The 13600-nt window shown below is 45.3% G+C and carries 11 protein-coding genes; 3 read left to right on the top strand and 8 right to left on the bottom strand.

The features are described from left to right. Positions 1-190 precede the first annotated feature (190 nt). Together DWW77_RS13980 and DWW77_RS13975 are read right to left on the bottom strand one after the other, a co-directional pair. Positions 191-1927 carry an adenine deaminase C-terminal domain-containing protein gene (locus tag DWW77_RS13980; RefSeq protein ID WP_118608928.1) on the bottom strand — a complete coding sequence of 579 codons (1737 nt, stop codon included), beginning with the start codon at positions 1925-1927 and terminating at the stop codon, positions 191-193. 15 nt (positions 1928-1942) lie between these two features. Beyond that, positions 1943-3247: an NCS2 family permease gene (locus DWW77_RS13975; protein ID WP_021650670.1), complete on the bottom strand. Its 1305-nt coding sequence runs from the start codon at positions 3245-3247 to the stop codon at positions 1943-1945. A gap of 114 nt (positions 3248-3361) precedes the next feature. Here DWW77_RS13975 and DWW77_RS13970 point away from each other — a divergent pair, with 114 nt between their 5' ends. Together DWW77_RS13970 and DWW77_RS13965 are read left to right on the top strand one after the other, a co-directional pair. Beyond that, the gene (locus DWW77_RS13970; protein ID WP_118608927.1) at positions 3362-4270 is read left to right on the top strand and encodes a LysR family transcriptional regulator; all 909 of its coding nucleotides are present in this window, start codon (positions 3362-3364) and stop codon (positions 4268-4270) included. A gap of 219 nt (positions 4271-4489) precedes the next feature. Continuing rightward, positions 4490-5869: an alanine/glycine:cation symporter family protein gene (locus DWW77_RS13965; protein ID WP_353616943.1), complete on the top strand. Its 1380-nt coding sequence runs from the start codon at positions 4490-4492 to the stop codon at positions 5867-5869. A 107-nt stretch (positions 5870-5976) separates the two neighbouring features. Here the strand turns inward: DWW77_RS13965 and DWW77_RS13960 are convergent, their stop codons facing one another. The 3 genes from DWW77_RS13960 to DWW77_RS13950 all read right to left on the bottom strand — a co-directional run bounded on the left by DWW77_RS13960 (position 5977) and on the right by DWW77_RS13950 (position 9315). Then, positions 5977-6480 carry a gamma carbonic anhydrase family protein gene (locus DWW77_RS13960; RefSeq protein ID WP_059086860.1) on the bottom strand — a complete coding sequence of 168 codons (504 nt, stop codon included), beginning with the start codon at positions 6478-6480 and terminating at the stop codon, positions 5977-5979. An 87-nt stretch (positions 6481-6567) separates the two neighbouring features. Next, entirely contained in the window at positions 6568-7599 is a 1032-nt protein-coding gene (locus DWW77_RS13955) for a LacI family DNA-binding transcriptional regulator (RefSeq protein ID WP_118608925.1), read from the bottom strand. A gap of 225 nt (positions 7600-7824) precedes the next feature. Then, positions 7825-9315: an AAA family ATPase gene (locus DWW77_RS13950; RefSeq protein WP_110102992.1), complete on the bottom strand. Its 1491-nt coding sequence runs from the start codon at positions 9313-9315 to the stop codon at positions 7825-7827. A 277-nt stretch (positions 9316-9592) separates the two neighbouring features. Here DWW77_RS13950 and DWW77_RS13945 point away from each other — a divergent pair, with 277 nt between their 5' ends. Then, complete coding sequence (locus tag DWW77_RS13945) at positions 9593-10966, top strand: MATE family efflux transporter (protein WP_118608924.1); 1374 nt, start codon at positions 9593-9595, stop codon at positions 10964-10966. 122 nt (positions 10967-11088) lie between these two features. Here DWW77_RS13945 and lpdD read toward each other — a convergent pair whose 3' ends face one another. Genes lpdD through DWW77_RS13930 form a run of 3 tightly spaced genes read right to left on the bottom strand, consistent with a single transcriptional unit; the run spans position 11089 to position 13486 of the window. Then, positions 11089-11469: a prenylated flavin chaperone LpdD gene (gene lpdD / locus DWW77_RS13940; protein WP_021650678.1), complete on the bottom strand. Its 381-nt coding sequence runs from the start codon at positions 11467-11469 to the stop codon at positions 11089-11091. Beyond that, a complete protein-coding gene (locus tag DWW77_RS13935; RefSeq protein ID WP_182431226.1) occupies positions 11454-12023 on the bottom strand; it encodes a UbiX family flavin prenyltransferase in 570 nt (189 codons plus the stop codon). Before DWW77_RS13935 ends, lpdD begins: the two co-directional genes overlap by 16 nt. Further along, positions 12020-13486, bottom strand: coding sequence for a UbiD family decarboxylase (locus DWW77_RS13930; protein WP_118608922.1), 1467 nt, complete (start codon positions 13484-13486; stop codon positions 12020-12022). The genes DWW77_RS13935 and DWW77_RS13930 overlap by 4 nt, the downstream gene beginning before the upstream one ends. Positions 13487-13600: the final 114 nt, after the last annotated feature.

Raw genomic sequence — 13600 nt, 5'->3', positions numbered from 1 at the left:
ATATCTAAAGATCTTCCCTCCCCCTGCATAGCAGGGGGTTTATTTTTACTGTCACACAACAAAAAATCTGCAGATTCCAATCATAAGATTGAAAAATGCAGATTTTTTACAACGATATCTGATTATTATGCCTTATTATGCCGCCTTCCGCGACTCACGTCCGGCTTATATTGCTGCAATAAGAACAACGTTATTTATTTTTCTTTGTGTTTACGATCAGCGGAACAATTTCCCCTTTTTTTACATCCACCAGTCCCTTATCAGTCAGCTTCAGTGCCGGGCTTACCGGTAATCCAAGTGTTGCCACTGACATAATCGGATTATTATGCACATATCCCAGATCTGTAAGGCTTTTTCTTACCGCCTTCAATGCAAGGCCATTCTCCCTGATTGATTTTTCGGATAAAAGCCCACATACCGGAAGTGCAAGTTCAGAAAGGATCCTTCCATCTTTTACTGTCAGAAATCCCCCCTGCAGTTCCCGGATCCTGTTTACAGCAAATAACATATCATCCGGAGAGCTTCCTGCCACAAAGAGATTATGATGATCATGAAAATATGTTGTTGCCACAGTTCCCTTTCTCAAGCAGGAGCCTGTAAGAAATCCATAGCCGATATTTCCGTTCTTCCCATGACGTTCCACCACCATAGCCAGAAGACATCCGCTGTTTTCCCAGCAGATCTTTCCGGCTTTCACCGGCATTTCCACCAGTTTTTCAGTAGTGTGGGTACGATCCGGATTGATCTCTATCACACGAACCGTTGCATATCCTTCCTGAAAAGGAGCATTCACCTGAAAATCTTTCAGAAAAATCTCCGGAAGCTGTACACTCCGGTAAAAATCTGCCGGAAATTCATATGTGGAAGCAGACAGCGGCAACTGCGGTTCATCCTTTGCATAAATCGGAACACCATTTTTGAATACAGCTTCCGGTTTAAGAACGGACGGATCTTTAAGCAGCATAAAGTCCGCAAGTTTTCCCGGTGCGATAGCTCCTCTGTCATAAAAATGCATCCGCTGACATGGTGTATATGTGGCACAGTAGATTGCCTGTTCCATCGGAAATCCCATATCGATCGCTTTCTGTACCACTGCATTCAGCGGTCCCTGCTCATACAAAACATCTGCCATAGTATCATCTGTTACAAAGGAACAATACTCGTAGAGCTGGTTCTGACAGATATATTCCAGGATTTCCGGTTTCAGCATTTTATCCTGGATTTCAAAAAACATTCCGTTTTCGATCCGCTGCTTTACTTCCTCAAGAGTATGTTCTGTATGATCACCATTAATACCCAGATAAAGAAACTTTGCAAGATCCAGATCCAGTAATGACGGACAGTGTCCCTCGATCACATATCCCGGATGGTCTTTTTTCAGATATTCCAGAAACCGGCTGATCTCCAGATCATTTTCCCGGATGATCTGCCGGTAATTCATGATTTCACCTACACATACCACATCTTTTTCTTCCAGCAGATGCTTCATTGCACTGCAGTCAATGATCCCGCCTGTTGTTTCCAGCTTTTCACTGGTTGACGGAACGCTGCTTGGAATCCCGTAAAAAATATCGATAGGTGCATTCTTTGCCGCAGAGATCATTTCCAGAATCCCTCGGATTCCTTTGACATTGGCCATTTCGTGAGGCTCTGAAACCACCGTCGTCACACCATTTTCTCCTGCACATTTTCCAAAAAAAGCCGGTGTGGCCATAGAACTCTCAATATGCATGTGAATATCTGTCAGTCCTGGAATCATGTATGATCCCTTTGCATCGATCACATTGTCAGTCTGAAGATCCGTATCCTGTTTTCTGTCTATGTAATAAAATTTTCCATCTTTCACCGCAACATTGGCAGATATGAATTTCTTAAGATAGGAATTAAATACCTTTGCGTTTTTGATCAGCAGCTGAACCTGCTCCATACCATTTCACCATCCTTAGATAATTGAATAAAAATACAACAGACAGACTGCTACCAGTACATACATGACCGGTTCAACCTTTTTGATCTTTCCTGCTGCGATCTTCATAACGAGATAAGCCGGAAGCGCCACGCAGATACCATTTGCGATATTATTTGCAAAAATCGTAAAGGTTACACATAAAAATGCCGGAATATACTCTGTAATATCCGAATAATCAATATTTCTCATAGCACCAAGCATATTGATGCCGATATAGATCAGCACCGGACCGGTTGCCGCAGATGGGATCACAAGAGCCAGTGGTGCCAGAAACAGCGAAAGTCCGAAGAAAATGCTTGTAAAAATAACCGTAAGTCCCGTTTTTCCTCCTGCTTCTACGCCTGCAGATGACTCCAGATAAGTAGTAAGACTCGGCATTCCAAACAATGCTCCAAAGCTTGTTGCAATCGCATCTACCTTAAAGCATTTATCAATACCCGGAAGATTTCCATCCTTATCCAGATAGCCTGCCTTTGCTCCCACTCCCAGAACTGTTCCGAATGTAGAAAAGAAATCCGGTACAAACAGAGCGATCAGAAATGGAATATAAGCAAAATTCAGCGCTCCCATAAAATCAACTTTCAGGAACTGATGGCCGATACCTGCCGGAAATGCAAAAATGGATTCCGGAGCATGTGTAACACCGAAAGGAATTCCTGCCAGAGTGGTCAGCAGGATCGCAAGAATCATACCACCCGGAATATTTCGTACCTTGATCACCAGAAGAATCAGAAATCCGATCACTGCTACGATCACAGATGGAGATGCAAGATCTCCAAAGGAAAGACAGTTTTTTGCATCATTTGCCACGATCAGTCCACAGTTTTTTGCACCAAGAAGTGCGATAAACAGACCAATACCGGCACTAACCGCTTGTTTCAGGCTTACCGGGATCACACGTACCACGGCTTCTCTCAGACCAAAGAATGAAATTATGATAAAAAGAACACCACTCCAGAATATCACACCTGCTGCGATCGGCATACTTACGCCTTCATTGGTAATCATAGACGCAATAATTCCAACGCTTCCAAGTCCCGGAGCCAGAGCAAACGGTCGATTGGTAACCAATGCCATTGCACAGCTGGTCACAATGATCAGAATGATCATAGCTGTCAGAGTCGTGTGTTTATCATAACCGGCACCTGCCAGAATATTTGGGATCGTGGCAAGCACATATGCCATAGTTACAAAAGTTGTCAGTCCTGCCAGAAGTTCTGTTTTTATATTTGTATTGAACTCAGACAGTCTGAACTGTTTTTCCAGCCAGTTTTTCATTTATTTTTTCCCCCTTGATATGATGATAGGATGTATTGTAAAATATGCATATCAGGAAGTCAAATTCATATTATACATAAAAATTATGCCAAAATGGAATAGTTGGAGGAAAACATGAACTATCATGAACTGAAGTACATTCTCTGCATTGCCAAATATCAGAATCTTACAAAAGCCGCACAGGAGCTTTATATTTCCCAGCCAACCCTGACCAAGCATCTCCAGAAACTGGAACGAGAAATGGGGACCAAGCTGTTCAGCCGCAGCGGAAACAGCTATACACCTACCTTTGCGGGCCGCAAATATATGGAATATGCCCGAAAGATCCTGCAGATACAACAGGACTGGGAAAAAGAGCTGAAAGATCTTACAGAAAATAATGAAGGAGAACTGAACGTTGCTTTCCCACTGATGAGGAGTACCTGTATGGTTCCTCAGATCATGACCTCTTTTTTTCAAAAATATCCTAAAGTAAAGGTCAATATCCTGGAAGAGGCATATTCTATCCAGGAAAAACTTCTGCTCAATGATCAGCTTGATTTTGGCATTTTCAATGAAGTACATAAACACCCCAAGCTGGAATACGAACTGCTGAAAAAAGAAGAAATCCTTCTGATCATGCCTCCGGAGCACCCATTGGCTGCTGCCGGCAGTGTATCCACTCACGGCATATACCCGAAGCTTGATCTCTCACTTCTGGCAGAAGAGCCTTTTATCCTGCATTTTCCAGAACAGACTACCGGACAGCTTTCGCTGGAAGCATTGAAAGCTGCCCATATCAAGCCTTATGTGCCAATTCAGAGCCGCAACACAGAAACCTGTGTCAAACTCTGCATGCAAGGACTTGGTATGTGTTTCACCCCGGAAACCTATGTCCAAAATATGGACCTCCCTGTAAAACCAGCCTGTTTTTCCATTGGTGAAGATGGCGTCTTCAGCACACTGACAATTGCATACCGAAGAGGTACCTATCTCCCACAGTACGCCCGGGATTTTATATGTACTGCGAAGAAGGTCCTGTAGTGTTTTGATCAACATATATTGAAGCAAAAAATCTTCTGTTCAGAGGGAATATTTTTATTGCATTATTCTGAATATTCCTGTATAATTGACACAATAATCAAAACTTAAGAGCGTAACGTACAAGGGCGTACAGCACATATTTCCTGTGTCTGTACGCCTTTGTGTTATTTCTGCAGTCCTGCGGATATTTCGCTTTGAGAAAGGGAGGAGATTTCTATGATGAATGCAATCGGAAGTGTGATAAACCAGATCGACAGTCTGGTGTGGGGCTGGTGGATGATCATTTTACTTCTGGGCACCCATATTTTCATGACCATCCGTACCGGTGTGATCCAGCGTAAGATTGGTACCGCCATTCGCCTGTCTGTCACCAAAGATACCAATGAGGAAGGTGAAGTCAGCCAGTTTGGCGCCCTGACAACAGCCCTTGCTTCCACTATTGGAACCGGAAATATCATCGGTGTCGGTACTGCCATTGCTCTTGGTGGTCCCGGTGCAGTCCTCTGGTGCTGGCTTACCGGTGTCTTCGGAATCGCCACCAAATACAGTGAGTCTCTCATCGCTGTAAAATACCGCGTCAAGACCAAAGACGGCCGTATGCAGGGTGGTGCTATGTATGCCCTGGAGCGCGGATTAAATATGCGCTGGCTTGGTCTGATCTTTGCCTTTTTCGGTGGCTTTGCTTCCTTTGGAATCGGATGTGCTACCCAGGTCAATGCCATTGCAACGGTATGTAATGAGAACCTTCATATTTCGCCGGCAGCGATCGGCATTGCTGTGGCAGTTCTTACTGCCCTTGTTATTTTCGGCGGGATCAAATCCATCGCCAATGTATGTGAACGTCTTGTTCCGTTTATGGCATTTTTCTATGTGATCGGATGTATCATCATCCTGGGGATCAATTTCGATTTTATCATTCCCGCAGTAAAAACCATCTGCAAATTTGCATTTACCCCTGGTGCTGCTGCAGGAGGTCTTGTAGGACGTGGTATCATGATGGCCATGCAGTATGGAATCGCAAGAGGACTTTTTTCCAATGAATCCGGTATGGGTTCTGCCCCCATCGCCGCTGCTGCCGCACAGACAAGAAATCCGGTTCGTCAGGCTCTCGTTTCCAGCACCGGTACATTCTGGGATACCGTTGTGGTATGTCTGATGACCGGTCTTGTTCTGGTAACCAGTATTATGAAAAATCCTTCGATCGACATGGGAAATATCACTGATGGCGGTGTTCTTACTACACTGGCTTTTCAGCAGATCCCGGTTCTTGGTCCTGTGATCCTTGTAGTGGGTATCATTTCCTTCGCATATTCTACAGTCCTTGGATGGGCATATTATGGCGAGCGGTGCGTGGAGTATTTCTCCGGCAAAAAGGGACTCATCCCCTATCGTGTGCTGTATATTGCGGTAGCTGCCATCTCCCCTGTTATTTCTCTGAACCTGGTATGGACCGTAGCGGATATCCTGAATGCACTGATGGCTATTCCAAACCTGATCGCAGTACTACTGCTTTCCAATGTGATCGTAAAAGAGACCAAAAAATATATCAACGATCTGGATGCACGGGATGACACACCGGTGGAAGTGATCGATAAATAAAAAAACGATAAATATAAGCATTTTATATAACAAAGTTACAGCTCCGACTGCTTCTCATATTACAAAGCAGTCGGAGCTGTCCGTTTACAAATGTCTTCTTCACTTTTTTATAATACATCCTGTGCTTTCATCTCTTCGGACACAGCAAGATATTCTTTGCTGTTTTCCACGATACCAAGCTTCTCTTCCCAGGTAAGATTTCGTTTGATCCTGGCCGGACTTCCCATTACCAGAGAACCATCCGGGATCACCGCATTTTTAGTCACAAGACTGCCGGCTCCTATGATACAGTCGTTTCCGATCTTTGCACCATCCAGGATCACGGCTCCCATTCCGATCAATGTCCGGTCTCCGATGGTACATCCATGGATCACCGCATTATGTCCCACAGTAACGTTGTTTCCGATATGGACCGGCATGTTGTGGCTCACATGAATGGTACAGTTTTCCTGGATATTTGTTTCTTCTCCGATCACTACCGGCGCATCATCCCCGCGGATCACCGCATAATATAATACACAGCTGTCACGGCCGATCGTTACATTTCCAAGGATCACAGACTGCTTTGCGATCCTGGCACCTTCTGCGATCTTTACATTTTTATAATTCATTTTTCCTCCTGAATCTGCTTTCCCTGTACAGGATTCTGCCATATGATATTTCTGATCATGGGTTCTATACGCAACAGCAATTCCTTTTTAACCCATATTATATTTCGTCCGGATCACAATATCTGTATACTGGTATTCCTTTTCCGGTGCCTTGCTGTCAAAGAGAAGCTGGAACAAAATAATCACCGGAGAATGTCCCTGTACAGCCGCATCCTGACCGATAAGGAAATTGATCGTCCCCTCTTTCAGCCATTTCAGATTTTCTTCCAGGAAATCATTGGCGATCACATGCATAGTTTTATCCTTTCCAAGCTTCTGCAAGGTCTGGCAGACACCCTTTACACCATGACCCGCAATATAGATCCCGGTCAGCTCCGGATAAAGCTCCAGAAATTCTTCCACAATCTTGGATGCCACCCATTCGTCATCATAAGAATACCTTATATCCACGATCTCGATTCCCGGAAAGCTTTCTTTGATCTCTGTCGTAAATCCTTTCTGCCTGCTGATCAGACCAGGATTGGCAACCTGTCCGGAAATTATGGCAACCTGCCCGTTTCCGCCTGTCATCTCCCCCATCAGACCTGCTGCCGTACGACCGGCCTGAAAGGTATCCTGTCCCACAAAGCATAACCTTTTTGTATCTTCCAGATCCGCATTAAAGGTAACTACCGGAATTCCATACTCTTCCTGATACTGATTGATCCTCGCTCTCAAAAGCTGATCTTCTGATGGAGTCAGCGCGATTCCATTAAAGCCCTCTTCCCGGAGTTCTTCCATTGCAGCCATTACTTTTTCCGGTTCCACGCCCTCGATCTCATAGATCTTTACTGTTCCGCCAAAGCTCTCCACTTCTTCTTTTGCTTCCAGGACCCCATTTAAAACCTGCTGCATAAAAGGAGTCTCCATATACTGAAGGATCACACCGATACGGATCTTTCTCTTTGCCATGGCAAGGGCACGACCGGCACGGCTGGGCTGGTATCCCATCTCCCGGGCGATCCTTTTGATCCTTTCTTCTACTTCCGGGCGGATACGGCCTCTGTTGTTCAGTGCCCTGTCCACAGTGCCTCTTGAAACTCCTGCTGCTTCCGCAATCTGTTGTAATGTTACTGCCATATTTTACCCTCCAAAACCTCTCCTGTGTGCTTTGTGTTCACGCGCACGCTCTTTTATCTCATTATACACATTTACACTTTCTCAGGCAATCCCTGATTTCATTATTTTTATAATTTTCCTTTACGATCAGACAGGCCCGGCATAAACAGGTGCATTCCCTCAGCCAAAAATGCTTCCGAAAAAATCTCCGGAAGCATTTTTATCATTGCAAAACAGATCCCTTTGTCAGTCCAGAAGCTCCTGTACCATCTCGGGGGTAAAGGTTACAGCCTTCACATGATCCACCTCGATCTGATACAGAGCATTGGCCGCAATATGCTCCGCAGCCTGCTCCAGATCACGGATTCCTGTGGTATCTTCAAATTTCTTAATTACTGCGTCCAGCGCCTCATCCGTTACGATACATTCTTCCTGTTTCAGGCTCATACGTTTCAGAACCTTGGGAAGCGCAAATCTGGAAAAGATGATCTTCTTTTCCTCCGGTGTGTAATCCGGAATATCGATCACTGCAAAACGTGACATCAGAGGTGCGCTGATCTGTGCCTTATCATTGGCTGTGGCAATAGGATAGACACCAACTGTCGGAACCATACATTCCATATAGTTATCTGTAAAACCAAGGTTATCCAGCAGTGTCAGAAGCACGTCTGCCGGATTTCCGTTTCCTTTACCTGATGCAGCCTTGTCAAGCTCATTGATGATAAATACCAGATTGGATTCTCCTGCCATGGAAAAAGCCTCCATGATGATTCCAGGCTTGGCATTTGCATAAACACGAGAGCTTCCTGTAAGCTGTTCCGGATCATTGATCGAACTCATATCCAGGGTTGTCCACGGCATTTTCAGGATTCTTGCAACTGCATAAGCGATCTGAGATTTACCGGTACCTGCCGGTCCTACAAGAAGCAGTCCGTAAGCAGGAAGTGTATGAGTACGGTTGATCTGAATGATCGTCTCAATGATCCTCTGTTTTACACGCTCCATTCCATAAAGCTCCTCATCCAGGATACGACGTGCTTCCTTCGGATCAATAGACTCAAAATAATTATGCTTCCACTGAATATTCATCATGATGGAAAGTGCTCTCTGGGCATGGCGTCTTTCCTCCTGAGAAACCTCATGAGAACGGGCAACTGCCAGATTTCTTCTTGCCCAGAGACGGATATTATCCGGCATAGTCTTTCCGGCACAGTTCATAAAGTCGGTGATACTCTGAATACTGGTAAGCTTCATATCGTCACCGTCTTCTTCCTCCTCATCGTTCTCATTTTCTTCTGCCGGCGCACTGCTTGCAAACAGACGCTCGATCATAAACTGAAGAAATCCGTCCTCAGCAGAAAGCTTGGTGCCTCCGCCAAAAGCGATCTCGCGGATTTTGTAAACAGCATATCCTTCTTCTGTATTCTGTCCTGAAAGACGGATGTTGATATGATTTTCTCCGAGCCATTTGATCAGGCTTGTAAAACGGGAATCGATCTTCAGGATGTCTGCCGGAAAAACACCGTCCTCTTCCTTAAACTCAAATGCAGTCTGCTTCGCAGGATTGGAAAAATATCCGCAAGAATGATGTTTCCACTCTCTTTTGCTGTTATCCAGGATCAGCATCGGTTTCTCCGGTGTGGCTTTTGTTTCATTAGAACGAAATGTTGTATATGTGCACTGGCTTTTTGTCTCTTTTTTATCTGCCGGCGCTGCGCTGAAATCAAAAACTGGCATATTTTTTACTCCTCTTTCTCTGAAAAATATCTTCATTCAGTTTATCATGGATTGGAAATCTCAACAACTGCTGATATAATTTTTTATGCATTTTTTGTATTCGTCATTTTTCCGTAAGTTGTTTAAACAATTTTGCAGTTTGCCGATTGACACTGCCTGTAAACTATGTTATCGTGCAATCATGTCTGCTTTCACTTTTACGAAAGCTGACACAGTTACCATGTATGTGATTTACTGTTTTTCACGTCATTGTAATTGTATTTTTTTGGAGGAGGAAATGAGAAATCAACTTTCACAGCAGGATGATTTTTATCCACAGATCGTTAAGCTTGTCATCCCCATCATCATTCAAAATCTGCTAAGTGCAGCGGTCAATTCCGCCGATGTTATCATGCTGAACTTTGTAGGTCAGTCATCCATCTCCGCAGTATCCCTGGCAGCGAATTATTCCAATGTCCTGTTTATGGTTTATTACGGTCTTGGTACGGGAGCCACCCTGCTTTGTGCCCAGTATTATGGAAAGGGAGATTACAAAGCCATTCAGATCATCGAGGGAATCGCTCTTCGTTTTTCCATGATCATCTCTGTTCTCGTGGCACTCGTTGCATTTACCATGCCACAGATGATGATGAAACTGTTCACCAACGATCCGGAGCTTCTGGCCATTGGTTCTTCCTATATTCGCATTATGGGTATCACCTATATCTGCTGGGGTATGACGGAGGTTTATCTGGCTGTTCTTCGAAGCATTGGACGGGTGACTACCAGCATGGCGATGAATATGCTGGCCTTTGGACTGAATATTCTTTTGAATGCGACTTTTATCTTCGGATTGTTCGGAGCACCCAAGCTTGGTGCTACCGGTGTGGCTATTGCTACTGCACTTTCCAGAATGATCGAGCTGATCGCCTGTTTTATTGTTTCTGCTTTCAGCAAAAATGTCCGACTGGATCTCCGATGTATGTTCACAAAAAGCAAACTGCTGTTCAGTGATTTCGTGCGGCTTTCCCTGCCGGCTCTTGGCAATGATATTTCCTGGAGTATTGGTTTTTCCATGTACTCTGTGATCCTGGGGCATCTTGGTACGGATGCGGTTGCTGCCAATTCTCTGGTTGTAGTAGTCCGTAATATCGGCTCTGTTTTCTGTTTCGGTATTGCCAGTGCAGGAGGTATCCTTCTAGGCAATGTTATGGGGCAGGGCGATCTGGAACGTTCCAGGCGTTATGCTTCCAAAACACTGAAGCTTACTGTTATTGCAGGTTTTTTGGGCGGACTTATCGTTCTTGCCATCACACCGTTCGTAATGAGATTTGCGTCCCTGACACCCACTGCCATGCATTATCTGAAATATATGCTTCTGATCAACAGCTACTATATTATGGGGTCTGCCGTAAATACAACCCTGATTGCTGGTGTGTTCCGGGCAGGTGGTGATACAAAGTTTGGTCTGATCTGTGATACCATTGATATGTGGGTATATGCAGTACCCCTTGGATTCTTCGCTGCTTTTGTACTGAAGCTGCCGGTTATGTGGGTGTATTTTCTGCTCTGTACGGATGAATTTGTGAAGTGGCCATGGGTGATCAAAAGGTATCTCAGTGGGAAGTGGGCTAAGAATATTACCCGCGAGAATATATTTGAAAATAAATAGAATACAGAAACATTTTAGACGGCTGGAATCTGCGTTATTTTTCAAAAATTCGCTGTTTGAGCGAAGAAAGTTTCGGACTTTTGGAAAATAACTTTAGCAGGTTCCGGCCGTTCGTTACTCAACTACCGCTGCAGTCCTTCTATCACCATCTCTGTCAGACGCACAACACTTCCCTGCACCTCCCGGATCTCTTTCTCCGAAATACCATCCTTATGAAATCCCCCGGTGCAAACCACTCTCTTTCCCAGCTCTTTCGAAACCTGCTCCGCCATCCACCGGCAGATCACCTCGTCCTTATGTCCCGGAAAATTCAAAACTGAAGAAGTCGCACTCACAGAACCATCCCCTGTCAGAGACACTCTCGGTTCCGTCTGCACCACACATCCCAGATGAGGTCTCTCTCCGCCTTTCAGACAGATAAGCACATCCTCTCCAACAAATGCAGCACTGACCTCCAGCTTACAGCCTGCAGTCTCCACACACTCTTTTACAATCCATTCCATCTGCGATACTCCTTTGCTTCGATCCCAAACGGTTCCAAAAGCTTTGCCGCAATATGATACACCATATCATCAATGCTCTCCGGTTTATGATAAAACGTCAGCATCGGCGGAATGATCCGCACTCCCGGAAGCATGGAAAGCTCATAAAGATTTCGGAGATGAATCCCGCTTAACGGTGTTTCTCTGGCTGCCAGCACCAGTGTTCTCTGTTCCTTGACCGTCACATCTGCCGCACGCAGAATAAGATTATCCGCATAGCCACTGTGGATCCCCGCGATCGTCTTCATGCTGCAGGGCACGATCAGCATCCCCTCTGTTTTGAAAGAACCACTGGCCGGTTTTGCCCCAATTTCTCCCGGTGCACATACATGATCTGCCAATCGTTTCACATCCTCCGGTTCCAGCTCCGTCTCCTGGCGAAGAGTCAGCTCTGCACTGGAACTCATGATCAGATAAGACTCAAAATCCAGATTCTCCCGGATGATCTCCAGACATTTTACAAGGAGCGGCAGGCCGCTTGCACCTGTCGCACCAACTATAATTCTCTTTTTCATTTTTTCAGCCATTTCTCCGGATCCAGTTCCATAAAACGGGCTCTGTGAAAATCTTCCTTCAGATCATAAGGCACCGTACAGTCAAAAATAGTCTTGCATGCAATTCCATGATCACGGATACTTGGAGAAAATGCAGGATCATTAGACGGATCAAGAGGATGACAACGGACACCCGGAATGGTGATCACATCCACATCCCCCTGGAATCTCGTATTCATCGCCCAAAGTACGTCATTCATATCAAAGCAGTCCACATCTTCATCTACCAGAAATACATTTTTCAGCTCACTGAAGGCGGAAAATGCAAGAAGTGCAGCCTGACGCTGTCTTCCCTCATCACTTTGAGAAAGCTTTTTAAACTGAAGGACAGCCATATACTTTCCACCTCCGGCACTGCTGCAGTATACGTTCTGAAGTCTTCCAGGCATTGCTTTTTCCACCATGCCATAGATGCTGGCCTCTGTAGGGATTCCCGCCATGGATACGTGCTCCTCACTTGGCCCGATACAGGTCTGCATGATCGGATTTTCACGATGTGTCACTGCTGTAACCTTGATCAGCCAGCACTGATCACTTGCAGGCCCTGTATATCCCGGAAACTCCGGCATGGCGTATCCGGTATTGCTGTTCTGATCTTCCTTTACACGCACACCCGGAATCACTTCTCCCTCGATCACGTATTCCGCATTGGCGATGGCACGCTCGTTAACGGTTAAACATTTACAGAGTTTCACCGGCTCTTTGCGCAGTGCACCGGCTACAGACAGCTCATCATACCCCAGTGGTGTTGTAGGCGGCTCAAAACAGGAACCGATCTCAATAGCAGGATCAACTCCGATACTGATAGAAATCGGCAGCCTTTGTCCCAGCTCCTCAGCACGCTCTGCCATTGCTCCGATATGTCTGGCACCAGGTGTAAAGAAAATGGAAAGCTCATCTTTTCCCTGAATGCAAAGACGATGAATGGTCACATCGTGAACTCCAGTATCCGGGTGTGTGGCGTAGCACATGCCAAGTGTGATATACGGGCCCGCATCATCCGGTGTGTTCGTTGGCGCAGGAACCAGCTTATAGAGGTCAAAATCCGGATCTGCTGCCTTATGCACCACCTGCTGACACGGTGCATCACTTTCAAGATCGACCGGTGGAATTGGATTCTCCACGCTTTTGCAGAGCATCTTTCCAAGATTTTCCGGCTGAGTGTCAAGTAAAGCAGCAACCCTTTTTCTGCTTGCCAGAAGACCGATAGCTACTCTTGCATCCGGGTGTCCTTTTATACGATTAAAGATCATGGCAGGTCCTTCCTTTGTGGGACGCTTCACCGTTCCACCGGCTCCTACATAACGATATACCCCTGCAAGCTCTGCCATCGGATCAACTTCCACCTCTGTTTCGATCAGCTGATCTGGCATCTGCTCCAGAAGTGCCAGAGCACTTCTCAGATCTCTTACTTTTTCTGCCATAAAAAACCTCCTGCGTTATCTTTATATTACTGTTCACTCCGTTCTCAGTAACATCTTTATTTTCTTATGTTATTTTATCTCTTTTTTACATGGTGAATCAATTCTTTCTATGAT

Origin of the sequence: Ruminococcus sp. AF17-12, from assembly GCF_003479245.1 — a bacterium.
Lineage (GTDB): Bacteria > Bacillota > Clostridia > Lachnospirales > Lachnospiraceae > Blautia_A > Blautia_A fusiformis.
This window is presented reverse-complemented; position numbering and strand designations above follow the sequence as displayed.